The organism is Pseudomonas sp. 58 R 12 (genome assembly GCF_900005865.1).
Taxonomy (GTDB): Bacteria; Pseudomonadota; Gammaproteobacteria; order Pseudomonadales; family Pseudomonadaceae; genus Aquipseudomonas; species Aquipseudomonas tritici.
This window is the reverse complement of the sequence record NZ_CVTP01000021.1, coordinates 14,939-39,227: the sequence shown is the minus strand read 5'-3', so window position 1 is coordinate 39,227 and position 24,289 is coordinate 14,939. Positions and strand designations below refer to the sequence as shown.

Sequence of the window (24,289 nt, the reverse complement as noted above, 5' to 3'; positions counted from 1 at the left end):
ACCTTTTTTATTACTGCTAGGTTATCAGCTACCGAGTGCCCAGGAGGCCAGCCAGAACAACCCGGCCGAAAGGCCCACGGTTGCCGGCAGGGTCAATACCCAGGCCATCAGGATGGTTTTGACGGTGCCGCCTTGCAGGCCGCTTTTGTTCGCAACCATGGTGCCGGCCACGCCCGAAGAGAGCACGTGGGTAGTGGACACCGGCAGCGCGAAGATGTTGGCAAAGCCAATCATGGTCGCGGTGGTGATCTGTGCCGACATGCCTTGGGCATAGGTCATGCCCTGCTTGCCGATCTTCTCGCCGATGGTCAGTACCACACGCTTCCAGCCCACCATGGTGCCCAGGCCCAAGGCCAGAGCTACGGCGAGGATGACCCAGAACGGCGCGTATTCGGTGGTGGCGGTCAGGTCTTTGCGCAGCTTGTCGAGGTCGGACTTCTCACGCGCCGGCAGGCCTGGCAATTTGCCGACTTTCTTTGCGGTATCGTCCAGGCAGAGCAGGTAGCGGCGCACTTCAATGCGGTGATCGGCGGTCAGCGAATGGTAGTCGGAGACCCCTTTCAGCGTGTCCAGCAATGCATTGATGGTCGGTTCGGTCTGCTGCGGGTTGCAACGGAACTTGCCCGGCAGGTCATCCTTCACGCTTTTACCCAAGGCCAGGAATTCACCCAGGGTCTCGTGGTTGCGCTGGTAGAACTGGTTCAGGTGCAAGGTCGCGTCGCGGGTACGCTCGATCTGGTAAGTGGTGCTGCCCAGGTCGAGTACAAACTGCGCCGGCACGATACCGATCAGCACCAGCATGATCAGGCCGATACCTTTCTGACCGTCGTTGGAGCCGTGCACGAAGCTCACCGCCATGGCAGAAATCACCAATACCAAGCGGTTCCAGAACGGCGGGTGCTTCTTGTCATCAAGCTTGCGGCGCTGGTCCGGGGTCTTGTGCATCTTCGACAGCGGGCGCCACCACTTCAGGCCAATCAGCACAAGGGCCGCGACCAGAAAGCCGGCCATCGGCGAGAACACCAGGGAGGCGCCGATATCGATCGCCTTCTGCCAATTCACACCGTCAGCCAGGGGGATGTCGTTGATCAGCGCATTGGCCAGGCCGACACCAAGGATCGAGCCGATCAGGGTGTGGGAGCTGGACGCGGGAATACCGAAGTACCAGGTGCCCAGGTTCCAGGTGATCGCCGCCGCCAATAAAGAGAAGACCATCGCCAAGCCATGGCCGGTGTTCACATTAATCAGCAACTCCACCGGCAGCAAATGCACGATGGCGTAGGCGACACCGACACCACCGAGCAACACGCCGAGGAAGTTGAACACCCCGGAGAAGAACACGGCCAGGTGCGGCGGCATGGCTTTGGTATAGATGACTGTGGCCACCGCGTTAGCGGTGTCATGAAAGCCATTGATGAACTCGAAGGCGAGGACAAAGGCCAGGGCGAGCAACAGGCTCACTAGAACCCAAGCATCCAGTCCGCTGAATAAATCGATCATGAAGGTTTTCTGACCCGGTCGTAAGGGGGCGCGATTATGCCAGAAAACCTCAGTAATCGATGCACTAGCTGCTCATCGGTAACAATCTTCCTTGAAAAAAACCGGCGCCAGGGGGCGTATCCCAGGGATTTCGGGGCTTTGGCAAGTCTTTGATTTATAAAGCAGAGGGGCTGCGGGGCAGGGGATTGTCACAAAAACGTCACGCCTGAAACATTTGTATGAAATTTTACCGCTGGTGGAGCGATGCAAGGTAGCTGGATGCTAGCTATATGCCAGCATCCAAGGCCAAAACCTTGAGTTCCAAACCGAATCGCTTATGGCTCTTCGGTTTTGAGTTCCTGTTCAATCTTTTGGATTTCCTGGGCGAACGCCTGGTCGAGGAGACTGGCTCGCTTGCGCCAGGGTTTGCGTTCAGGTTCAGGCTGGGCGGCGTAAGTGGTGACTTCCCCGCCGTAAACGTCCTTGTAACGTTGCTCCTGGCGCTCAAGTTCCGCGCGCAGTTCATCTTTCGTCACATCGTTACCTAATTGAGTTGAGTGTAAATACGTTGCAGCGTTATGCCTGAATGCCGTTCCTGGGGTATTCCAAGTTGAACCGTGAAAACGTCCAAGTTTGAAATAGGGACGGGCGGCCACCTGTTAGTGCAGTCATTCAAAGCAGGTAGTTGCGGTCGACAATGCACAACGTGCATCACCTGGCGAGCGCTGCTCTCGAGAGTAAACCGGGCAGAACGGCACATAGGGTGCATTATAGCGGCGCATTTGAATAACACTATCGGCATAAAGTTAAAAAGCGTCAACTTTGTGTGAGCGTTTTGTTACACGGGCGTGCCGGTAATTGCATGAATTCTGACGTCATAAAATCAACCCAACTTCAGACGTTATTAAGCGTGACTTCATTTTACTGCGCTCCGCTGGCTGGCCAGGGAAGGGAACCCACAAATTGCGATAATCGAATGACTGTCCGATAATCGCACAATGTTCTTGGCCCCGCCTTGTGCACGCGGCTGACGCGACTTGTAATAGCAGCCAAACCTCCCCTGCGGTTGACAATAAGAGTAAGGACCCCGACATGAACGATCAATTGCGCAACTCTTTCGCGTCAATGGCGCCGCCGATCGTTGCGTCCCCGGCCAAGCGTATCCAGGCGTTCACCGGTGATCCGGACTTCATGACCTCCCTCGCCCGTGGCCTGGCGGTGGTGCAGGCGTTCCAAGAGCGCAAGCGCCATCTCACCATCGCCCAGATCAGTCATCGCACCGAGATCCCCCGCGCCGCCGTGCGCCGTTGCCTGCACACCTTGATCAAGCTCGGTTACGCCACGACCGACGGGCGTACCTATTCGCTGCTGCCCAAAGTCCTGACCCTGGGCCATGCCTACCTGTCGTCCACGCCACTGGCGGTCTCGGCCCAACCCTACCTGGACCGCATGAGTGAGCAGCTTCACGAAGCCTGCAACATGGCCACCCTCGAAGGCGACGACATTCTCTATATCGCCCGTTCGGCCACTACCCAGCGCCTGATTTCCGTGGACCTGTCGGTGGGCGGGCGGCTGCCGGCCTATTGCACTTCCATGGGCCGCATATTGCTTGCGGCGCTGGACGACGCCTCGCTGCAGGATTATCTCGACCACGCCGACCTGCAAACCAAGACCAGCCGCACCTTGACCACGCCACAGGCCTTGCTCGAATGTCTGCAGCAAGTGCGTCAACAGGGCTGGTGCATCGTCGACCAGGAGCTTGAGCAGGGCCTGCGCTCCATCGCCGTGCCGGTGTATGACGCTTCGGGCCAGGTGTTGGCCGCGCTGAACGTCAGCACCCACGCCGGACGGGTCAGCCGCGCCGAGCTGGAACAGCGCTTCTTGCCGAGCATGCTGAGTGCCAGCTGCGAGCTGAGTGCGCAGCTGTTTGCCTAAGCTGTTCGGTGACCGCACAGATCCCGGTTTGATCAATTGACGGTGTTTCCCCAGGCTTACTAATGTGCGGCAGCGCTGTCAGCGCCACATAATAACGACGACCCCAGGTCGTCAGCCCGCCATCGGTGTGGAAATAAAAATAATGACTCAGCCCTCTGTCGGTACCACGCTGGACGTCCAGTCCTTCATCAACACCCAGCCACTGTCACGCTATCAGTGGCGCGTGGTGATCCTGTGTTTCCTGATTGTTTTCCTTGATGGCCTCGACACGGCCGCCATGGGCTTTATCGCGCCTGCGCTGTCCCAGGATTGGGGCATCGACCGCGCCAGCCTCGGCCCGGTGATGAGCGCCGCGTTGATCGGCATGGTCTTCGGTGCGCTCGGCTCCGGCCCACTGGCGGATCGCTTTGGGCGCAAGGTGGTGCTGGTAGGCGCGGTGTTGGTGTTTGGTGCGTTCAGCCTGGCGTCTGCCTACAGCGCCAACGTTGACCAGTTGCTGGTGCTGCGCTTTCTCACCGGGCTGGGCCTGGGGGCCGGCATGCCGAATGCCACCACGCTGCTGTCCGAATACACCCCGGAACGCCATAAGTCGCTGCTGGTGACCAGCATGTTCTGCGGCTTCAACCTGGGCATGGCCGGCGGCGGGTTTATTTCAGCCAAGCTGATCCCTGCGTTCGGTTGGCACAGCCTGCTGCTGATCGGCGGCATCCTGCCGTTGATCCTGGCGGTGGTGTTGTTGGTGTGGCTGCCGGAGTCGGCGCGTTTTCTGGTGGTGCGCAATCGCGGCACCGACAAGGTGCGCAAGACCTTGTCACCCATCGAGCCTTCAATCGTTGCCCAGGCCACCCGCTTCAGCGTGCCTGAGCAAAAAACCGTCAAGGCGCGCAACGTGTTCGCGGTGATTTTCTCCGGCACCTACAGCGTCGGTACGTTATTGCTGTGGCTCACCTACTTCATGGGCCTGGTGATCGTGTACCTGCTCACCAGTTGGCTCCCGACGCTCATGCGCGACAGCGGCGCCAGCATGGAACAGGCCGCGTTTATCGGCGCCTTGTTCCAGTTTGGTGGCGTGTTGAGCGCGGTGGGCGTGGGTTGGGCGATGGACCGGTTCAACCCTCACAAGGTCATCGGCATTTTCTACTTGCTGGCCGGGGTATTTGCCTACGCGGTAGGGCAGAGTCTGGGCAATATCACCGTGCTGGCGACCTTGGTGCTGATCGCCGGGATGTGCGTCAACGGTGCGCAGTCGGCAATGCCGTCCCTGGCCGCACGCTTCTACCCGACCCAGGGGCGCGCCACCGGCGTGTCGTGGATGCTCGGCATCGGCCGCTTCGGCGCGATCCTCGGCGCTTGGATGGGTGCCACCTTGCTCGGCCTGGGTTGGAACTTCGAGCAGGTGCTCACCGCGCTGGTGATTCCGGCTGCATTGGCGACGTCAGCCGTGGTGATCAAAGGCATGGTCAGCCACGCCGACGCGACCTGAGGCCGATCACTTTTCATGTGGGAGCCAGCTCCCACATTGACTGTGCTAATCCGGATGATTAGCAAGACAACAATCCGTTCGATAATCGAACGCTGAGTCGATTATCGGATTGTTTGGCCCACTTCCCCAGCTTAATCTTCAAGCACTCCGGCGCCACCTCAGCGCCTTTTTCGATCCACACCGGGAGCCCGAACCCCATGGCTGAAATCCTCGCGCTGCGTGACGCGGTGAAGCAATTTGTGAACGACGGCGACACCGTCGCTCTGGAAGGCTTCACCCATCTGATCCCTACGGCAGCGGGTCATGAAATCATTCGTCAGGGTAAGAAAGACCTGACGCTGGTGCGTATGACGCCTGACCTGGTCTACGACCAGTTGATCGGTGCCGGTTGCGCCCGCAAGCTGATTTTTTCCTGGGGCGGCAACCCGGGCGTGGGCTCCCTGCATCGCCTGCGCGACGCGGTCGAGAAGCAATGGCCGCAACCGCTGGAGATCGAAGAGCACAGCCACGCCGACCTGGCCAACGCCTACGTCGCCGGCGCTTCTGGCCTACCTTTCGCGGTACTGCGTGCCTACGCCGGTTCCGACTTGCCCAAGGTCAACCCGCTGATCAAGACCGTGACGTGTCCGTTCACCGGCGAAGTGCTCGCGGCGGTGCCGTCGGTGCGTCCGGATGTCACCGTGATCCATGCGCAAAAAGCCGACCGCAAGGGCAACGTGTTGCTCTGGGGCATTCTTGGCGTGCAGAAGGAGGCGGCACTGGCGGCCAAGCGTTGCATCGTCACCGTCGAGGAAATCGTCGATGACCTCAACGCACCGATGAACAGCTGCGTGTTGCCGACCTGGGCCCTGACTGCGGTGTGCCATGTGCCCGGTGGCGCCCACCCGTCCTACGCCCATGGCTACAACGAGCGTGATAACCGCTTCTACCAGGCGTGGGACCCAATCGCCCGCGACCGTGAGACCTTTACCGCCTGGATCGACGAATACATCCACGGCACCGCCGATTTCACTGAATTCCAGGCCAAGCTGGCCGCCGCGCAGGAGGCCAAGTAATGGCTTACTCGACCAATGAAATGATGACTGTCGCCGCTGCGCGGCGCCTCAAGAACGGCTCGGTCTGCTTTGTTGGCATCGGCCTGCCGTCGAAGGCGGCCAACCTGGCGCGCCTGACCTCGTCGCCGGATGTGGTGCTGATCTACGAGTCCGGCCCGATTGGCGCCAAGCCTAGCGTATTGCCGCTGTCCATCGGCGACGGCGAGCTGGCAGAAACCGCCGACACCGTGGTGCCGACCGGTGAGATCTTTCGTTACTGGTTGCAGGGCGGGCGCATTGACGTGGGCTTTCTTGGTGCGGCCCAGGTCGACCGTTTCGGCAATATCAATACCACCGTGGTCGGTGACTACCACCAGCCCAAAGTGCGCCTGCCGGGTGCCGGTGGCGCGCCGGAGATCGCCGGTTCCGCCAAGAGCGTGCTGATCATCCTCAAGCAGTCGGCGCGTTCGTTTGTCGACAAGCTGGACTTCATCACCTCGGTCGGCCACGGCGAAGGCGGCGACTCGCGCAAACGCCTGGGCCTGCCGGGCGCGGGGCCTGTAGGGATTATTACCGACCTGTGCATCATGGAGCCGGAAGAGGGCACCCATGAGTTCGTGGTTACCGCGCTGCACCCTGGTGTTACCCGTGAGCAAGTGGTGGCGGCCACCGGTTGGGCGATTCGATTTGCCGACAAGGTCGACACCACCGCTGAACCGACTGATGTAGAGCTGACCGCTTTGCGTGACCTTGAAGCACGTACCGCGACGGCCCATGGCCAAGCGCCGGGAGAAGCCTGATGCGCGACGTATTTATCTGTGACGCCATTCGTACCCCCATCGGCCGTTTCGGCGGTGGCTTGTCCACCGTGCGTGCCGATGATTTGGCGGCGTTGCCGATCAAGGCGCTGATCGAGCGTAACCCTTCGGTGGATTGGCGTGCGGTTGATGAGGTGTTCCTCGGCTGTGCCAACCAGGCCGGCGAAGACAATCGTAACGTGGCACGTATGGCGCTGTTGCTGGCGGGCCTGCCGGAGAGCATTCCAGGCGTGACGCTCAACCGCTTGTGCGCCTCGGGCATGGACGCCATCGGCACGGCCTTCCGCGCCATTGCCAGCGGTGAAATGGAGCTGGCGATTGCCGGTGGCGTCGAGTCGATGTCCCGTGCACCGTTCGTGATGGGCAAGGCCGACGCGGCGTTTTCGCGCAACATGAAGCTGGAAGACACCACCATCGGCTGGCGCTTTATCAACCCGTTGATGAAGGCCCAGTACGGCGTGGATGCCATGCCGCAGACCGCCGATAACGTCGCCGACGATTACCACGTATCCCGCGCCGACCAGGACGCCTTCGCCCTGCGCAGCCAGCAACGCACCGCTGCCGCGCAAGCCGCTGGGTTCTTCGCCGAAGAAATCGTGCCGGTGCGGGTCGCCCATAAAAAAGGCGAGACTGTTGTCGAGCAGGATGAACATCCACGTGACACCACGTTGGAAGCCCTGGCCAAACTCAAACCGGTCAACGGCCCTGACAAAACCGTCACCGCTGGCAATGCCTCGGGTGTGAATGACGGTGCGGCGGCGCTGATCCTGGCCTCCGCCGACGCCGTCAAGAAACACGGCTTGACCGCCCGCGCCCGCGTATTGGGCATGGCCAGCGCCGGCGTCGCACCGCGCGTGATGGGCATCGGCCCGGTGCCGGCGGTGCGCAAACTGGTGGAGCGGCTGGGCCTGGCGGTCACCGACTTTGATGTGATCGAACTCAACGAAGCCTTCGCCAGCCAAGGCCTGGCGGTGCTGCGTGAACTGGGCATCGCCGACGACGCGCCGCAGGTCAACCCGAATGGTGGTGCCATCGCCCTCGGCCACCCGTTGGGCATGAGCGGCGCGCGGCTGGTGCTGACCGCCCTGCATCAACTGGAAAAAACCGGCGGCCGCAAAGGCCTGGCGACCATGTGCGTGGGCGTCGGCCAAGGCTTGGCCCTGGCGATTGAACGCATCTAACAAGAGAGGATTGTTCCATGAGTGACAAGCCCGGATACCGGCGCCCGCAAGCGGGTACCCAACCTGATTACCTGCACCCGGCCTACCAGTCGACGAACCTGCGCTCGCCGTCCCAGCCGTTGGTGTTCTTGCCACACTCTTTATCGGAAATCACCGGCCCGACCATCGGCGCCGAGCGGATCAATGAGAAGGACAATGACCTCACCGCCCAGCATGAGGGCGAGCCCCAGGGCGAGCGCATCATCATTCACGGCCGCGTGCTGGACGAAAACGGCCTGCCGGTGCCGGGCATTCTTGTGGAAATCTGGCAAGCCAACGCTGCTGGCCGCTACAACCACAAGCGCGACCTGCACGATGCACCGCTGGACCCGAATTTCACCGGCACCGGGCGCACCGTGACCGACGCTGACGGCTGGTACCAGTTCCAGACCATCAAGCCCGGTGCCTACCCATGGGGCAATCACCACAACGCCTGGCGCCCGGCGCATATCCACTTTTCGCTGTTTGGCCCGAGTGTGCTGACGCGCCTGGTCACGCAGATGTACTTCCCCGGCGACCCGCTATTGGAATACGACCCGATCTACAACTGCGTGCCGGATACCTCGGCCAAGGAACGCCTGATCGCCCGTTTCGACCTGGAAAAAACCGTCCCGCACTACGCCCTCGGCTACCGTTGGGACATCGTCCTGCGTGGCCGCGACGCTACGCCGATGGAGAAATAAGATGACACTCAACGCGACCACGTCCCACACCGTTGGGCCTTATTACCACATTGGCCTGACCTGGCTGAACCGCGAAGACCTGACCGTGGCTGCCACCCTTGGCGAGCGCGTGGCGATCAGCGGGCAAGTGGTGGATGGCAACGGCGATGTCGTCAACGACGCCATGCTTGAAGTCTGGCAGGCCAACGCCGCCGGCAAATATGACCACCCGGAAGATGAGCAGGACAAAGCGCTGGACCCGAACTTCGAAGGTTTCGGCCGGGTGCCGGTGGATGCCGAAGGGCGATTTCGCTTTACCACCATCAAGCCGGGCGCCGTGCCGGGGTTGATGGGCACGACCCAGGCGCCGCATTTGGTGGTGCTGGTGTTTGCACGAGGGTTGGTGAAGCACCTGCTGACGCGGATTTATTTTGAGGGTGAGCCGATGAATGGGGATGACCCGTTGTTGGCGTGTGTGCCGGCGGAGCGGCGTAGCACCTTGATTACCAAGCCGGATGCGGCGGGTGTGCATCAGTGGAATGTGGTGTTGCAGGGGACGGATAAGGAAACGGTGTTCTTCGACTACTGAGTCGCTTGTCAGGGCCTCATTGGGGGCTTGCCCCCGATGAGGCCGGTTCAGCCGATACATATCCAAAGTCTGCTTGCGGAACACGGTTGTTGCAAAGTATGTCTAGGCTATAACCGTTCCCACTGAGTGAAAAAACCATGACAACAACCACCAGTCACTACACCGGAGAAGAACGCCGCAAACGGATTTTTGCGATTGTCGGTGCTTCGTCCGGCAACCTCGTCGAATGGTTCGACTTCTACGTCTACGCCTTCTGCGCCATCTACTTCGCCCCTGCGTTTTTCCCATCGGACGACCCCACGGTCCAACTGCTCAACACCGCGGGTGTGTTCGCCGCCGGGTTCCTGATGCGGCCTATCGGCGGCTGGCTGTTTGGTCGGGTGGCCGACAAGCACGGCCGTAAGAACTCGATGATGATCTCGGTGCTGATGATGTGCGCCGGCTCGCTGGTCATTGCCTTCCTGCCGACTTACAAGGACATCGGCGCCTGGGCCCCGGCGTTGCTGTTGGTCGCGCGACTTTTCCAAGGCTTGTCAGTGGGGGGCGAATACGGCACCACCGCGACCTATATGAGTGAAGTCGCGCTCAAGGGCCAGCGCGGTTTCTTCGCCTCGTTCCAGTACGTAACGCTGATCGGCGGGCAATTGCTGGCGGTGCTGGTGGTGGTGATCCTGCAGCAGATCCTCACCGAAGACGAATTGCGCGCCTGGGGCTGGCGGATTCCGTTCGTGATCGGCGCGATTGCGGCGGTGATCTCGCTGCTGCTGCGTCGCACCCTCAAGGAAACCACCAGTAAGGAAATGCGCCAGGACAAGGACGCCGGCAGCATCGCCGCGCTGTTCCGCAACCATAAGGCGGCGTTTATCACCGTGCTCGGCTACACCGCCGGCGGCTCGCTGATTTTCTACACCTTTACCACCTACATGCAGAAGTACCTGGTGAACACTGCCGGGATGCATGCCAAGACCGCCAGCTACATCATGACCGGCGCGCTGTTCGTGTACATGTGCATGCAGCCACTGTTCGGCATGCTTTCGGACAAGATCGGCCGGCGTAACTCGATGCTCTGGTTCGGCGCGCTCGGCACCCTGTGCACGGTACCGATCCTGCTGACCCTGAAAACCGTGACCAGCCCGTTCCTGGCGTTTGTGCTGATCTCCCTGGCCCTGGCCATCGTGAGTTTCTACACCTCGATCAGCGGGCTGGTGAAAGCAGAAATGTTCCCGCCGCACGTACGTGCATTGGGGGTGGGCCTGGCCTATGCAGTGGCCAATGCGATCTTCGGCGGTTCGGCGGAATACGTGGCCTTGGGCCTGAAATCCATGGGCATGGAAAACACCTTTTACTGGTACGTCACCGGCATGATGGCGGTGGCTTTCCTGTTCAGCTTGCGCCTGCCTAAACAGGCGGAGTACTTGCATCACGATCTTTAAGGGATGAGCTATGACGCTGCGCACGAGCAATCAATTGTTCGACGCTTATTTCACGGCGGACAGCATGGCCGAGGTGTTCTGCGACAGGGGACGCTTGCAGGGCATGCTGGATTTTGAGGCGGGGTTGGCCCGGGCCGAGGCTCGGGTCGGTTTGATCCCCCAGGCCGCGGTCGCACCGATCGCCCAGGCGTGCCTGGCGTCGCTGTATGACGTCGATGCCCTTGGCGTGGCGATTGCCACGGCGGGGAATTCGGCGATTCCGTTGGTGAAGGCATTGGGCAAGTTGATTGCCGCTGAAGACCCCGGCGCCGAACGTTATGTGCACCTGGGCGCGACGAGCCAGGATGTGATGGACACCGGGTTGGTGCTGCAACTGCGCCAAGCCGTGGCGTTGATCGAAACGGACTTGGCGCGCCTGGGCGACATTCTTGCCACCCAGGCCCAGCGCTATGCTGCTGTGCCACTGGCTGGGCGGACCTGGTTGCAGCATGCGACGCCGGTGACCCTGGGGATGAAAATCGCCGGTTGGCTGGGGGCAGTAACGCGCAGTCGGCAACGTCTCGCCGAACTGAAACCGCGCTTGCTGGTGCTGCAATTCGGCGGTGCCTCCGGAACCCTCGCAGCGCTGGGCGAACAGGCCATGCCGGTGGCCGAGGCGCTGGCAACAGAGCTGCAACTGACCTTGCCCGAACAGCCTTGGCACACCCAACGGGATCGCCTGGTGGAATTCGCGAGCGTGCTTGGCCTGGTCGCTGGCAGCCTCGGCAAACTGGGCCGCGATATCAGCCTGCTGATGCAAACCGAAGCGGCGGAAGTCTTTGAGCCCTCCGCGCCGGGCAAAGGCGGCTCATCGACCATGCCGCACAAGCGTAACCCGGTGGGCGCCGCAGTGCTGATCAGCGCCGCGACCCGCGTGCCCGGGTTGGTGGCGACAATGTTCAGCGCCATGCCCCAGGAGCACGAGCGCAGCCTGGGCCTGTGGCATGCCGAATGGGAAACCTTGCCGGAGATTTGCCGGTTGGTCTCCGGCGCGTTGCAACAGGCCTTGCTGGTGAGCGAAGGGCTGGAAGTCGACCCGCAACGCATGACGCATAACCTCGACCTGACCCAAGGCCTGGTGCTGGCCGAAGCCGTCAGCATCGTGCTCGCCCAGCGCCTTGGCCGTGAAACTGCACACCATCTGCTGGAGCAATGCTGCAAGCGCGCCGTCGCAGAAGGCCGGCATCTGCGCGCGGTATTGGCGGATGAGCCGCAAGTCACCGCCGAGCTGTCAGCAGCTGAGTTGGACCGCTTGCTTGATCCCGCCCATTACCTGGGCCAAGCCCGCACCTGGGTTACCCGCGCTGTAGCCGAACACTTTGCTTGAGGAGACCACCGTGGCATTTTTACAACTCGCCGAGGGCGAACTGCATTACCAATTGGATGGGCCTGAGGATGCGCCAGTACTGGTGCTCTCCAACTCGCTGGGCACCGACCTGCACATGTGGGATATCCAGATCCCGGCCTTCACCCAACATTTTCGCGTGCTGCGGTTTGACACCCGTGGCCATGGCAAATCCTTGGTTACCCCAGGCCCCTACAGCATTGAGCAACTCGGTCAGGATGTGATCGCGCTGCTGGATGCACTGGATATCCAACGCGCGCATTTTTGCGGGTTGTCCATGGGCGGCCTGATTGGCCAATGGCTTGGTATCAATGCTGGGCAGCGTTTGCAGCGCCTGGTGGTGTGCAACACCGCCGCCAAGATCGGCACGCCCGAGGTATGGAACCCGCGCATTGAAATGGTGTTGCGTGATGGCGCAGCGGCGATGGTAGCGCTGCGCGATGCATCGATTGCACGCTGGTTCACCGCGGACTTTGCGGCGGCCAACCCGCACCAGGCCAAGCAGATTACCGACATGCTGGCGGCCACATCGCCCGAAGGTTATGCCGCCAATTGTGCGGCGGTGCGGGATGCGGATTTTCGCGACCAACTGGCCTTGATCAAAGTGCCGACCCTGGCGATTGCTGGCACCGAAGACGCGGTCACACCGCCGGCCGGCAGCCACTTTATCCAGAACCATGTACAGGGTGCCGAGTACGCCGAGTTCTATGCGGCGCACTTGTCCAACGTCCAGGCCGGTGCTGCGTTCAGCGAGCGCGTTATCGAATTTTTACTCACTCGCTGACCTACATTGTAGTGAGCGGGCTTGCCCCGCGCTGGGGCGCGTAGCGGCCCTAACCCACTCACCGCAATCTTCCAGACAGAACGCGTTGAATGGGTGTGGGGCGGCTTCGCCACCCAGCGCGGGGCAAGCCCGCTCACTACAGGTCGCGTTTCATAGTGAATCAGGAGTTTTTTGTGGACGAGAAACAACGTTATGCCGAAGGCCTGCAGGTGCGCCGCGAAGTGCTGGGTGATGCCCATGTCGACCGTAGCCTCAATGCCCTGACCGAATTCAATAGCGAGTTCCAGGAAATGATCACCCGCCACGCCTGGGGAGATATCTGGACCCGCCCCGGCCTGCCTCGGCACACCCGCAGCCTGATCACCATCGCCATGCTGATCGGCATGAACCGCAGCGAAGAACTCAAGCTGCACCTGCGCGCCGCCGCGAGCAATGGCGTGACCCGCGCCGAGATCAAGGAAGTGCTGATGCAGAGCGCGATCTACTGCGGGATTCCGGCGGCGAATGCGACGTTCCATTTGGCTGAATCGGTGTGGGATGAGCTGGGCGTAGAGTCGCGCCAGCAAGACTGAACCAGAAATACGATCAAATGTGGGAGCTGGCGGTCTCCATCGCACCGGGAATCAGTGCGAATCCGCATCCCACACCCAGTTCCACACACCCGGCAGATGCACGTCTTCACTCACATCCTTCACGGTCCTTGCCAGCGCCGCGCGCTGAAGCTGGGCGGTATCGGTGTAGAACGGTTCAGCGGCCGTTTTCATGCCGGTGACGCGAGCGCTGTCCAGCAGGATCTGCAAGTACTCCTGCATATGGATCGCGGTATAGCGGTTGATGTCGTGGAACGTCACCACCACCGGTATCACGCCGTCCACGGTCGGCAGTTGCCCCAAGGCGATGCGCTCGCGTACCACCGACAGTTGCCGATACAAATTCGCCCGGCGCCGCGGGCTGCCGTTGAAGCCCCAGATCTTGCCGTCATTGGCGCTCAGGTCAGTCAACAACACATGCATGCCATGGCGCCTGTAGGCGGCGAAGGTGCGGCGGTCGTAGTTCCAGAACGGTGGGCGTACCAGCGTGGGCGGTGCACCGGTGATGGCGGCAATGTCGGCGGCGCCCTGGGTGAGGGTGCTTTCAAGTGTCGCGTCATTCAGCCAACGATGGTTGGTATGAAACGCCGTGGCCGTGTGGAAGGCCAGGATATGCCCGCCCGCGTATTCACGCTCCATGGTCTTGCGGCCCCGCGAACTGCCACCGGAGCGGGCCGCTTCGGTTTGCAGGAAAAACACCGCCTTGATCCCCGGCAACACCGGGTTCTGCGCCAGGTCGGCCACCACAGAACGGCTCGGGTTGTTGTAGCCCGACGCGCTGGGGCCGTCATCGAAGGTCAGCAGAAAGCGGATCGGCGCCTGGGCTTGCAGGCGTTGTTCGGTCTGCGGTGTCAGGGCGATGGGCGCGCCGATGCAGCCGCTGAGGCTCAGGGCCAGGGCAAGCATGGCGGATGCGATGGCGAACGATTTCATGGTGGGCGCGGGCTCAAATAGAAGGCCGCTGCTGGGTGGGATCAGCAGCGGCAGGCGCGCACGATACATCAAGAGCGGCTGTGTGAGGTTACAGTCTGACAGGCGAGCGCTGATCAGCGTCAGCCCAGGTATTGGCCGTTGCTGAAGACCGCAGGGCGCGCAGTCGTCGAACTGTGCGCCACATTCGGTTGCTCGCGTGAGCGTGTGTAACAGGTTTTGAAACGTCCAGGTGTCGTCCTTTTCGCGGAGCCAGGTGTTGACCCTCTCTCTTGGAATGGGTCGGACGCGCCAGATCGTTCCCCCATAAATGTAATTCGGGTTTACAGCAGACTGATTGGATAGCTGATGATCAACCGATTCTCATCAAACTCATTGTTGCTGTAGTCACGCCGCATGCTCGAATTGCGCAGGCGCACCGTCAGGTTTTTCGCGGCGCCGCTTTGCACGGTGTAGCCCAATTCGCTTTCGCGGCCCCATTCCTTGCCATCGGTGATCGTCCCGGTGTGCACATTGCTGCCACTGATATAGCGATTCATCAGGGTCAGGCCAGGCACGCCAAGGGCGGCGAAGTTGTAGTCGTGACGCACCTGCCAGGATTTCTCTTGGGCGTTGTCGTAGCTCGAGTTGTAGCTGTCGTTGGCCAGGGTGCCGCCGCTGGTGCCGTTGACGCGCATCCAGGCGCTGTTGCCGGCGAGTTTTTGCAGGCCGACATAAAAGGTGTTGCCGCCGTACTTGGCCGAGAACAGGCCGGACCAAGTCTTGTTGTCCAGCTCGCCTGCGCGGGCGCTGCCGTCGTCCTTGCCGTAGAAAAAGCCAAGGTTGGCGCCCAGGGTCCAGTCGCCCAACGGTTGGCTGTGGATCAGGTTGACGAACTGCTGGCTGTAGATGTCCTTGAGCTGCGCATTCCACAGGCCGATCTGCGTGCGTTTGTCGTTGAACGCGTACTCGCCGCCCTGGAAGTTGAAACGGTCGGAAGTGAACGCGGTTTTACCGACCATCGACATGTCGGTCATGCTGCTGTCGTCACGCGGGCTGTTGGCGCGGAACTGGCCGCCGTAGAGAGTCAGGCCGTCGATTTCCTTGGAGGTGATCTGCCCGCCGCGCAAGGTTTGCGGCAGGGAGCGACCATCGTCCGAGCGCAGGATAGGCAGCACCGGCATCCATTCGCCGACCTTCACTTCGGTCTTGGAGAGGCGCGCCTTGAACGCTACACCGAGGCGTCCGAACTCATCCGCAGGGCGGCCATCATGGTCCAACGGCAGCAACTGGGTACCCCCGGTGCCGCGCCCACCGTCCAGCTTCAACGAATACAGCCCCAGCACATCCACGCCAAAACCCACGGTGCCTTGGGTGAAACCGGACTTGGCGTCGAGGATGAAACTCTGCGTCCACTCCTGCGCGCCGCCCTGGGTTTTGGTGGGGTTGGTGAAGTTGCGGTTGAAGAAGAAGTTACGCAGGTTGAGGTTGGCGCTGGCGTCTTCGAGAAAGCCGTGTTCTTCGGCGACGACGGGCAGGGCAAGGCTGGCGACAGCGGTTGCCAGCAGGAATTGGCGCGGGTGGAAAGTGCTCATGGCGTAAGGACCTGTTGTTATTGGGTTTATGCAGGTGGCGGCCATGGTGCGGGGCGGTGCGCGACGGGTTCAATCGGGGAAGGGCGGGTTGTGGGCGATGATCGAACGCAAGTTGCCGGGCCGGACTCATGAGGTCCGGCCCGGTTTTCCGGGTTCAGTGCAGGGTGTTCAAACTGGTCCACGGGATGGCGGGCAGAAATTTCTGGCAGGCGAGGGTTGCGGCCACCATTGCCATCAAGAACACCACTTGCAGCGGGCTCCAATAAGCCCAGTGCAACCCTTTGATCCACGGAATCCTGGCATTGAAGTTTTCGTTGACCTTGCCGATTCGCCGCGAGTGAAACAGGCTGATCAGGATCATGCCCAGGTAGGTCAGCATGCCCATGACCCCGAGAATGTAGCCAAACACCAGTAGCATCACCAATTGGGGAATACCATGGCGTAGCACGAGTCTGAACTGGCGGACGCTGAGCCGCTTGGGCAACAGGCGTTCGCTGAGCCATAGGTCCTGGACGATCAGGCGTGAGGTGAAGTCGGCCCATAATTGGGCGCCGCGCAGGGCGCAGAGCGCGGGAATGACCGACAGCAGGATAAACAAAAAGAATTTGGCCGGCAGCGAGGTGTCGAGGACTTGATGAAAGGCCAGGCCGTTGGCCAGGGCTAATCCGGCCCAGACTCTGATCCAGCTATCCAGGGTCACCCCACGCGGCAGGAATTTTCGCCAGAAGAAAACGTGCGAATCCGGCAGTCGTTCGAGCAAGTCCGGGTAGCGCCAGGTCAGGACTTCAGACAGGTGTTGAGTGGCATTCCACGCATTCTCATCAAAGCCTGCGACCAAGCGGTATTGTTCCTTCACGCTCATCGGCGTAAGCAACAGGCGCGCCGCCAACGCATCGGCAGAGGTGCGGCGGGTGTCGTTTGCCTTGTCTTGCAGGTTGACGAAGAAGCTTTCCTGCTCGCAGCGCGACACCAACTGGCGCCACATCCACGCCGGTTCCGGGTAGACGCCTTTCTGGTCGTCCCAACCAAACACCTGGCACACCCGCTCGAACAGCGGCACGCTCCAGGTGGTGTCGTGGAGCAGGTGCAGGATGATGCGTTGCCACTGCTGTTGCAGGTCGAACACCCGTAGCCAGGGCTGGTTGTTGTACTGCGTGAGCTGTGTGATGAACTCGCGTTCGGCCTTTTGTTCCAGCCGTTCCTGCAAGGTGTGGCGATAGTCCTGCAGCAGTTCGCTGGTCAGCGCATCGTATTGCCACGTGGTCATTGCCACCTGCTGCCACGGGGTCAGCCATTCCAGGTGTTGTACCGCCCATTGGGCGATGGGGCTGCGTTCGCCCGGTGCTTCAAAGCAGTGGCGCAGCAGGCCAGCCTGGAAAGTGTCGGTGCAGTCCTGATGATTGGCCAGGTTCCAGCGTTCGATGAAGTTGCTGGCGTTGAGGCCACTGAGCAGGGCATGCGCCGGGTCGGCCTTGGGCGCTTCGAAAGGGGCAGGGTGCAGGACGCTGACGTCCATCAACTCGGCGAGGTCGTTGAGGTTACCGTAGGCCTGTTCGACGGCGGGCGTTGTAACGCTGCTTTGCTCTTCTTCGCAGTCGGCTCGCCAGCGTGCGTAGGCCAGCGCTTCTTCATAGGCTTCGCGCAACCGCTGGAAGCCTGCGGCATCGTCATCCGGCCGGCAGCTTTTCAGCAGCCGCGCATAGCTGCGCTTGATGGTGCGCTCGTCAGCGTCTTCCGACAGTTGCAGCACGTTCCAGCAATCCATGGTGTGTTCCCTCAGCGCCAGAACCCGTTGTCGAGTTGCTCAAGTTGCCGCGTCAGTTCGCTGCGGGCTTCACGAATGCGGCGTTCATCCTGGGAGTCGAGCACCTGTTGGAACTGCCCGGCCCAGTGCCCAAGCTGCTCGCGAAGTTCGCCGAGGCTTTCCTGGTAGAGCCGCTCGAGGCGCGCGGTGAGTACGGTATTGACCTGCTGGTCGCGCGGGTGAACCTTCAACTGCGCCAGGGCTTGCAGGCGTTGCTGGATCTCGTCGGGGCTGAGCACGCCAGGGTTGTTTTCGATCACCAGCGAATGTTGCTCGCCGGTCAGCGGGATGCTCACCTGGGCTTCCAGCAGGCCGTTGTTGTCGTAAGTGAAGCGCACGTCCAGCGAGACTTCACCGGCCTTGCGCTTGGGCACGGGAATTTCCAGTTGGCCCAGCTCGATGTTGTCTTTGACCAGGCGGCTTTCGCCTTGGTAGATCTTCAGCAGTACGCGGGTCTGGTCGTCAGACAGGGTGACCACGCTTTTGACCCTGCTCACCGGCACGCTGCTGTTGCGTTCGATCAGCGGCAGGTAATGGCCGCTCTCGATATGGCTACCGTACTGGTTAGAGGTTTCGATGCCCAAGGTGTAGGGGCAGACGTCGGTCAGCACCACTTCTTCCAATGCGGCGGAGCGGGCTTTGAGCGCCGCCTGGATCGCAGCGCCATGGGCGACCACTTGGTCAGGGTCGAGGCTGATGGACGGGAAGCGCCCGAACAACCCGGCGGCGAGTTTGCGCACCAGCGGCATGCGCGTGGTACCGCCCACCAGCAGGATTTCATCCAGGTCGCCCACACGAATCCGCGCATCACGCAGGGCCCGTTCGATCGGTGCGCGCAGGCGTTCCAGCAGCGGCGTGTAGAGCTTGGCGAGTTCCTGTTGGGTGATGGTCGTCACCCATTGCTGGCCGTCGACGCGTAGGGCGAAGTCGGCGCTGTCGTCCTGCCCAAGGGCCTTGCGCACGCGTTCAGCTTCGCGGCGCAGAGCTTGCAGTACGCTGCTGGTGGGCGGGAAGCCTTGGGCGTTGCGCTGGCTGTCGACGAAGTGTTCCAGCAGCAGGGTGTCGAAGTCTTCGCCGCCGAGGAAGTTGTCGCCGGCACTGGCACGGACTTCCATCACGCCGTCGAACAGCTCGATGATCGACACGTCGAAGGTGCCGCCACCGAGGTCAAAGACCAGGAACGAGGTTTCCTTGTCGCGCTGGTGCAGGCCGTAGGCGAGGGCGGCAGCGGTGGGTTCGTTGATCAGTTTTTCGACGTTGAGCCCGGCCAGTTCACCGGCGATGCGCGTGGCTTTGCGCTGGCCGTCGCTGAAATAGGCGGGCACGCTGATGACGGCTTCGGTGACGGTATGGCCGTAGGTGCGCTCGATGTCTTCCTTCAGGCTTTTGAGCACCAGCGCGGACAGTTCTTCCGGACGGAACGAGCGATCGCCCAGGCGCACTTCGGTGGCACTGCCCATGTAGCGCTTGAACAGCGACGTGGTCAGGTGCGGGTGAGTGTGCAGGCGCTCTTTGGCCGCCTGGCCGACCAGGACACGGCCTTGATCATCCAGCCCGACCACGCTGGGGGTCAGCAACTGGCCAAGGGCATTGGGCACTAATTCGGCAGCATCACCGCGCCAGACCGCGGCGAGACTGTTGGTGGTCCCCAGGTCGATTCCTACGATCATTACGACAAGCTCCCTCTGTGGTCTGTAAGAATCTGTGACCAATTTTATCCTGAAAGGTTGGGCGAAAAGCAAGGCAGCGGGCGTTCGCGCCATGTAGTGAGCGGGCTTGCCCCGCGCTGGGCTGCGCAGCGGCCCTAACCCAGGCGCCTCAAATCAATCTGACTTATCTGTGTGGCCCTATTGGATTGCTGCGCAACCCAGCGCGGGGCAAGCCCGCTCACTACAAAAGGCGGCATAAAAAAAACGCTTCCGATGAGGGAAGCGGTTTTTTGTTTACGCCAGCATCAGAACAACTTCAGTGCCGGTGCTTCTTCTTTCAACGGCTCGTTCTTCGCGGTTTGCTCGTTCCAGCCACCGCCGAGGGCCTTGTACAGGTTGACCTCGCTGTTCAACTGCGCCAGGCGGTCGGTGATCAGCGACTGCTGGGCACTGAACAGTTGGCGCTGGGCGTCGAGGAAGGTCAGGTTGCTGTCGACACCAATGCGATAGCGACGCTCGGCCAGGCGGTAGTAATCCTGGTTGGCCGCGACGAAGCCCCGCTGGGCCTCCAGTTGCTGTTTGTAGGTCTCACGCGCGGCGAGGCCGTCGGACACTTCCTGGAAGCCGGTCTGGATCGCCTTCTCGTAGTTCGCTACGTTGATTTCTTTCTGGATCTTCGAGTAGTCCAGGCTGGCGCGAAGGCTGCCGGCGTTGAAGATCGGGATGTTGATCTGCGGGGCGAACGACCAGGTGCCCGAGCCGCCTTTGAATAGGCCGCCGAGGTCTGGGCTCAGGGTGCCGGCGTTGGCCGTCAGGCTGATGCTCGGGAAGAACGCTGCACGGGCCGCGCCGATATTGGCGTTGGCCGCCTTGAGGTTGTACTCGGCCTGCAGGATGTCTGGGCGACGTTGCAGCAGGTCCGAGGGTAACCCGGCCGGCACTTCGCTGAGCAGGTCATCCGACAGCGGCTTGCTGGCGATATTCGCCGGCAGGCCGGTGCCCAGCAGTAGGGTCAGGTTGTTTTCGTCCTGGGCGACCTGGCGCGTATACCGGGCCAGCTGCACGCGGGCGTTTTCCACCGAGGTGCGTGCCTGGCTCAGGTCGAGGGCCGAGGCCACGCCGACTTCGTTGCTGCGCGAGGTGAGCTTGAAGCTCTGCTCGAACGCGCCCAGGGTGTCCTGGGTCAGCTTGAGCAGTTCCTTGTCGGCCTGCCAGGTCAGGTAGGCATTGGCCACGCTGGCCACCAGGCTGATCTGGGTGCTGCGGCGGGCTTCTTCAGTGGCGAAGTACTTCTGCAGCGCTTCTTCACTCAGGCTGCGTACGCGACCGAACAGGTCCAGCTCATAAGAGCTGATCCCGAGGGTGGCCGAGTATTGGCTGGTGATGTTCGCTTCGCCGGTCTGCGAGGCACGGGCCGGGACACGCTGGCGGCTGCCGCTGCCATTGGCCGACACGGCCGGGAACAGGTCGGCACGCTGGATGCGGTACTGCGCCGCGTAGGCGTCGATGTTCAGGGCCGCAACGCGCAGGTCACGGTTGTTCACCAGCGCGGTCTGGATCAACTGTTGCAGGGCAGGGTCATGGAAAAACTGCTTCCAGCCCTGTTCGGCAGCGGCCTGGCTCGGTGCCTGGGCCGACGAATACGCCGGCCCCTGCGGGAACTGTGCGGCCACCGGCGCTTCGGGGCGCTGATAGTCAGGTATCAGCGAGCAGCCACTGAGCACGAATGCCGTGACGGCTAGGGAAAGTAGCGACTTGCTCATTGGCCAGCCTCTTTAGGGGTTTGCTTGGTTTCTTTCGGTTTACGGTCGCCGATGGCGGACACGGTTGCAAAGAACAACGGTACCCAGAAGATCGCCAACACTGTGGCCGTGATCATACCGCCAATTACACCGGTGCCGATCGCGTGCTGGCTGCCTGAACCTGCGCCTGAGGAGATCGCCAGCGGCAGTACGCCGAGGATGAACGCCATGGAGGTCATGATGATCGGACGCAGACGCATACGGGACGCCTCGATGGCCGCCTCGACGATGCCTTTGCCCTGTTCGTGCAGCTCTTTGGCGAACTCCACGATCAAGATGGCGTTTTTCGCCGCCAGGCCCACCGTCACCAACAGGCCCACCTGGAAGAACACGTCGTTGGACAACCCGCGCATGCTGGTGGCGATCAACGCACCCACCACGCCCAGCGGCACGACGAGTACCACCGCAATCGGGATCGACCAGCTTTCGTACAGTGCCGCCAGGCACAGGAACACCACGAGCAGCGACAACGCGTACAGCGCAGGCGCCTGGGAGCCGGACAAGCGTTCTTCGTACGACAAGCCCGTCCAGGCGTAGCCGATACCCGCCGGCAATTGCTTGGCGATGCGTTCGACTTCCGTCATGGCGTCACCGGTGCTGTAGCCCGGTGCCGGGGTACCGAGGATTTCCATCGCCGCCACACCGTTATAGCGCGAGAGCTTCGGCGAGCCGTAGATCCACTTGCCCGAGGCGATGGCCGACAGCGGCACCATCTTCCCGGAGTCGCTGCGCACGTACCATTTGTTCAGGTCTTCAGGCGACATGCGGCTGGCGGCTTCACCTTGCACGTAGACTTTCTTCACCCGACCACGGTCGATGAAGTCGTTGACGTAGCTGCCACCCAAGGCAATTGCCAGGGTCTGATTGATGTTCGACAGCGTGATGCCCTGGGCGCTGGCCTTCTCGTCGTCGACGGTGAGCTCATACTGCGGCTCATCGTTCACGCCGTTGGGGCGCACACCCGCGAGGATCTTGCTCTGGGCAGCCATGCCCAGGAACTGGTTACGGGCCGCCATCAACTTCTCATGGCCGACACCGCCCTGGTCTTGCAGGAACACGTCGAAACCGGTGGCGTTACCCAGCTCCAGAACAGACGGCGGCACAATGGCGAATACCATGGCGTCCTGGAAGGTCTGCATGAAGTAACCCTGGGCGCGCTTGGCGATTTCAAACACGGAGGTGGACGCATCACGTTCATCCCACGGCTTGAGCATCACGAAGGCCAGGCCCGAACTCTGGCCACGACCGGCGAAGTTGAAGCCGTTTACGGTAAACACCGATTTCACGCCTTTGCCTTCGCCAGGCTCGCCTTCCTTGTCATTGAGCAGGTAGCTACGCATGTCATCGATGACTTTCTGCGTACGTTCAGCCGAAGAGCCCACAGGCGTCTGCACCTGGGCAAAGATCACGCCCTGGTCCTCATCGGGCAGGAACGCGGCAGGGATGCGCATGAACAGCCAGATCATGCCGGCGAAGATCAGTGCGTACACCAGGAACGCCGGGATCTTATGCTTGATCATGTTGCCCACGCCGCGCTCGTAGCTCAGTACGCCACGGTCGAAGGTGCGGTTGAACCAGCCGAAGAAACCGCGCTTGGGTTGGCCGTGTTTTTCAGGGTCGATCGGCTTGAGCATGGTGGCGCACAAGGCCGGGGTGAAGATCAGGGCAACCAGTACCGACAGCGCCATGGCCGAAACGATGGTGATGGAGAACTGTTTGTAGATCACACCGGTGGAGCCGCCAAAGAAGGCCATCGGCAACAGTACCGCCGACAGTACCAGGGCAATACCCACCAGGGCGCCCTGGATCTGGCCCATGGACTTGACCGTCGCTTCTTTCGGCGACAGGTGTTCCTCGGCCATTACCCGCTCAACGTTTTCCACCACCACGATGGCATCGTCCACCAGCAAGCCGATGGCCAGGATCATGCCGAACATGGTCAGGGTGTTGATGGTGAAGCCGAACGCCGCGAGGATCCCGAAGGTACCCAGCAATACCACCGGCACCGTCATGGTGGTGATGATGGTGGCGCGGAAGTTCTGCAGGAACAGGAACATCACCAGGAACACCAGCACGATCGCTTCGACCAGGGTGTGCACCACACCGGAGATCGATTCGGTCACTACAGGCGTGGTGTCATACGGCACCACCGCCTTCATGCCTGGCGGGAAGAACGGCTCCAGGGACGCCACGGTGGCGCGGATAGCCTTGGCGGTGTCCAGGGCGTTGGCGCCGGAAGCCAGTTTGATCGCCATACCGGAAGCCGGGTTGCCGTTGAACTGCGCGCTGATGCTGTAGTTCTGGCCACCCAGTTCGATACGGGCAACGTCATGCAGGCGAACCTGGGAACCGTCGGCATTCACCTTCATCAGGATGTTGCCGAATTGCTCGGCCGTCTGCAGACGGGTCTTGCCGATGATGGTTGCGTTCAGCTGGTTGCCGGGCAGGGCAGGCAGGCCGCCCAACTGACCGGTGGCGACCTGGACGTTCTGTGCGGAGATGGCCGTGCTGACGTCGACCGGGGTCAACTGGAAGTTGTTCAGCTTGGCCGGGTCCAGCCAGATACGCATGGCGTACTGCGAACCGAACACCTGGAAGTCACCGACACCCGCGGTCCGCGAGATTGGGTCCTGGATGTTGGACACGATGTAGTTGGACAGGTCGTCCTTGGTCATGCTGCCGTCTTCCGACACCAGACCAATCACCATCAGGAAGTTCTTCACCGACTTGGTCACGCGGATACCCTGCTGCTGCACTTCTTGCGGCAGCAGTGGGGTCGCCAGGTTCAGCTTGTTCTGCACCTGAACCTGGGCGATGTCCGGGTTGGTACCCTGGTTGAACGTCGCGGTGATGGTCATGCTGCCGTCGGAGTTACTGTCCGAGGCGACATAACGCAGGTTGTCGATACCGTTGAGCTGTTGCTCGATCACCTGTACTACGGTGTCCTGCACGGTTTGTGCGGACGCGCCTGGGTAGGTCACCTGGATGTCGATGGCGGTTGGCGCGATGGCCGGGTATTGGTTGATGGGCAACTTCAGGATCGACAGTGCCCCGACCAGCATGATCACCAGGGCAATTACCCAGGCGAAAATGGGACGGTCGATAAAAAATTTCGACAT

General features: G+C 61.4%; 19 protein-coding genes. 11 read left to right on the top strand and 8 right to left on the bottom strand.

Annotated features, from left to right (window positions below; all coding sequences use genetic code 11):
- Positions 1-24: 24 nt before the first annotated feature.
- On the bottom strand, positions 25-1,500 hold the full coding sequence (locus BFP95_RS17530; protein ID WP_065873268.1) for an inorganic phosphate transporter: 1,476 nt from the start codon (positions 1,498-1,500) through the stop codon (positions 25-27).
- Between the two features lie 314 nt (positions 1,501-1,814).
- Positions 1,815-2,015 (bottom strand): hypothetical protein, encoded by a 201-nt coding sequence (locus BFP95_RS17525; protein ID WP_003189295.1) that lies wholly within the window; start codon positions 2,013-2,015, stop codon positions 1,815-1,817.
- Positions 2,016-2,571: 556 nt separating this feature from the next.
- On the opposite strand from BFP95_RS17525, the gene pcaR reads away from it, so the two are divergent.
- The 11 genes from pcaR to pcaC all read left to right on the top strand — a co-directional run bounded on the left by pcaR (position 2,572) and on the right by pcaC (position 13,393).
- Positions 2,572-3,414, top strand: coding sequence for a pca regulon transcriptional regulator PcaR (gene pcaR / locus BFP95_RS17520; RefSeq protein WP_065873267.1), 843 nt, complete (start codon positions 2,572-2,574; stop codon positions 3,412-3,414).
- Between the two features lie 142 nt (positions 3,415-3,556).
- A complete protein-coding gene (locus BFP95_RS17515) occupies positions 3,557-4,897 on the top strand; it encodes an MFS transporter (protein WP_065873266.1) in 1,341 nt (446 codons plus the stop codon).
- Between the two features lie 197 nt (positions 4,898-5,094).
- Positions 5,095-5,952, top strand: coding sequence for a CoA transferase subunit A (locus tag BFP95_RS17510; protein ID WP_065873265.1), 858 nt, complete (start codon positions 5,095-5,097; stop codon positions 5,950-5,952).
- Positions 5,952-6,731, top strand: coding sequence for a CoA-transferase subunit beta (locus BFP95_RS17505; RefSeq protein ID WP_065880920.1), 780 nt, complete (start codon positions 5,952-5,954; stop codon positions 6,729-6,731). Before BFP95_RS17510 ends, BFP95_RS17505 begins: the two co-directional genes overlap by 1 nt.
- Complete coding sequence (pcaF, locus tag BFP95_RS17500; protein ID WP_175405780.1) at positions 6,728-7,930, top strand: 3-oxoadipyl-CoA thiolase; 1,203 nt, start codon at positions 6,728-6,730, stop codon at positions 7,928-7,930. The genes BFP95_RS17505 and pcaF overlap by 4 nt, the downstream gene beginning before the upstream one ends.
- A gap of 17 nt (positions 7,931-7,947) precedes the next feature.
- A complete protein-coding gene (gene pcaH, locus BFP95_RS17495) occupies positions 7,948-8,652 on the top strand; it encodes a protocatechuate 3,4-dioxygenase subunit beta (RefSeq protein WP_065873262.1) in 705 nt (234 codons plus the stop codon).
- A gap of 1 nt (position 8,653) precedes the next feature.
- Positions 8,654-9,220 carry a protocatechuate 3,4-dioxygenase subunit alpha gene (gene pcaG / locus BFP95_RS17490; protein WP_065873261.1) on the top strand — a complete coding sequence of 189 codons (567 nt, stop codon included), beginning with the start codon at positions 8,654-8,656 and terminating at the stop codon, positions 9,218-9,220.
- A 137-nt stretch (positions 9,221-9,357) separates the two neighbouring features.
- On the top strand, positions 9,358-10,653 hold the full coding sequence (locus tag BFP95_RS17485; RefSeq protein ID WP_065873260.1) for an MFS family transporter: 1,296 nt from the start codon (positions 9,358-9,360) through the stop codon (positions 10,651-10,653).
- A gap of 10 nt (positions 10,654-10,663) precedes the next feature.
- Positions 10,664-12,019 (top strand): 3-carboxy-cis,cis-muconate cycloisomerase, encoded by a 1,356-nt coding sequence (locus BFP95_RS17480; RefSeq protein WP_065873259.1) that lies wholly within the window; start codon positions 10,664-10,666, stop codon positions 12,017-12,019.
- 10 nt (positions 12,020-12,029) lie between these two features.
- A complete protein-coding gene (gene pcaD, locus BFP95_RS17475) occupies positions 12,030-12,821 on the top strand; it encodes a 3-oxoadipate enol-lactonase (RefSeq protein WP_065873258.1) in 792 nt (263 codons plus the stop codon).
- A 173-nt stretch (positions 12,822-12,994) separates the two neighbouring features.
- Positions 12,995-13,393 carry a 4-carboxymuconolactone decarboxylase gene (gene pcaC, locus BFP95_RS17470; protein WP_003189316.1) on the top strand — a complete coding sequence of 133 codons (399 nt, stop codon included), beginning with the start codon at positions 12,995-12,997 and terminating at the stop codon, positions 13,391-13,393.
- 51 nt (positions 13,394-13,444) lie between these two features.
- On the opposite strand, the gene BFP95_RS17465 is transcribed toward pcaC, so the two are convergent.
- The 6 genes from BFP95_RS17465 to BFP95_RS17440 all read right to left on the bottom strand — a co-directional run bounded on the left by BFP95_RS17465 (position 13,445) and on the right by BFP95_RS17440 (position 24,289).
- Positions 13,445-14,344 (bottom strand): polysaccharide deacetylase family protein, encoded by a 900-nt coding sequence (locus BFP95_RS17465; RefSeq protein ID WP_065873282.1) that lies wholly within the window; start codon positions 14,342-14,344, stop codon positions 13,445-13,447.
- Between the two features lie 320 nt (positions 14,345-14,664).
- Positions 14,665-15,915: an OprD family porin gene (locus BFP95_RS17460; protein ID WP_065873257.1), complete on the bottom strand. Its 1,251-nt coding sequence runs from the start codon at positions 15,913-15,915 to the stop codon at positions 14,665-14,667.
- A 154-nt stretch (positions 15,916-16,069) separates the two neighbouring features.
- On the bottom strand, positions 16,070-17,680 hold the full coding sequence (locus tag BFP95_RS17455; RefSeq protein ID WP_065873256.1) for a J domain-containing protein: 1,611 nt from the start codon (positions 17,678-17,680) through the stop codon (positions 16,070-16,072).
- Positions 17,681-17,691: 11 nt separating this feature from the next.
- Positions 17,692-19,389, bottom strand: a complete 1,698-nt coding sequence (locus tag BFP95_RS17450; protein ID WP_065873255.1) for a molecular chaperone HscC — start codon at positions 19,387-19,389, stop codon at positions 17,692-17,694.
- A gap of 284 nt (positions 19,390-19,673) precedes the next feature.
- Positions 19,674-21,131 carry an AdeC/AdeK/OprM family multidrug efflux complex outer membrane factor gene (gene adeC, locus BFP95_RS17445; RefSeq protein WP_065873254.1) on the bottom strand — a complete coding sequence of 486 codons (1,458 nt, stop codon included), beginning with the start codon at positions 21,129-21,131 and terminating at the stop codon, positions 19,674-19,676.
- Positions 21,128-24,289, bottom strand: coding sequence for an efflux RND transporter permease subunit (locus BFP95_RS17440; protein ID WP_065873253.1), 3,162 nt, complete (start codon positions 24,287-24,289; stop codon positions 21,128-21,130). Before BFP95_RS17440 ends, adeC begins: the two co-directional genes overlap by 4 nt.

Bases quoted from the DNA above. Each gene is read 5' to 3' on its own strand.
- BFP95_RS17530 (WP_065873268.1), bottom strand. From the start codon at position 1,500: ATGATCGATTTATTCAGCGGACTGGATGCTTGGGTTCTAGTGAGCCTG.
- pcaR (WP_065873267.1), top strand. From the start codon at position 2,572: ATGAACGATCAATTGCGCAACTCTTTCGCGTCAATGGCGCCGCCGATC.
- BFP95_RS17515 (WP_065873266.1), top strand. From the start codon at position 3,557: ATGACTCAGCCCTCTGTCGGTACCACGCTGGACGTCCAGTCCTTCATC.
- BFP95_RS17510 (WP_065873265.1), top strand. From the start codon at position 5,095: ATGGCTGAAATCCTCGCGCTGCGTGACGCGGTGAAGCAATTTGTGAAC.
- BFP95_RS17505 (WP_065880920.1), top strand. From the start codon at position 5,952: ATGGCTTACTCGACCAATGAAATGATGACTGTCGCCGCTGCGCGGCGC.
- pcaH (WP_065873262.1), top strand. From the start codon at position 7,948: ATGAGTGACAAGCCCGGATACCGGCGCCCGCAAGCGGGTACCCAACCT.
- pcaG (WP_065873261.1), top strand. From the start codon at position 8,654: ATGACACTCAACGCGACCACGTCCCACACCGTTGGGCCTTATTACCAC.
- BFP95_RS17485 (WP_065873260.1), top strand. From the start codon at position 9,358: ATGACAACAACCACCAGTCACTACACCGGAGAAGAACGCCGCAAACGG.
- BFP95_RS17480 (WP_065873259.1), top strand. From the start codon at position 10,664: ATGACGCTGCGCACGAGCAATCAATTGTTCGACGCTTATTTCACGGCG.
- BFP95_RS17465 (WP_065873282.1), bottom strand. From the start codon at position 14,344: ATGAAATCGTTCGCCATCGCATCCGCCATGCTTGCCCTGGCCCTGAGC.
- BFP95_RS17460 (WP_065873257.1), bottom strand. From the start codon at position 15,915: ATGAGCACTTTCCACCCGCGCCAATTCCTGCTGGCAACCGCTGTCGCC.
- BFP95_RS17455 (WP_065873256.1), bottom strand. From the start codon at position 17,680: ATGGATTGCTGGAACGTGCTGCAACTGTCGGAAGACGCTGACGAGCGC.
- BFP95_RS17450 (WP_065873255.1), bottom strand. From the start codon at position 19,389: ATGATCGTAGGAATCGACCTGGGGACCACCAACAGTCTCGCCGCGGTC.
- adeC (WP_065873254.1), bottom strand. From the start codon at position 21,131: ATGAGCAAGTCGCTACTTTCCCTAGCCGTCACGGCATTCGTGCTCAGT.
- BFP95_RS17440 (WP_065873253.1), bottom strand. From the start codon at position 24,289: ATGTCGAAATTTTTTATCGACCGTCCCATTTTCGCCTGGGTAATTGCC.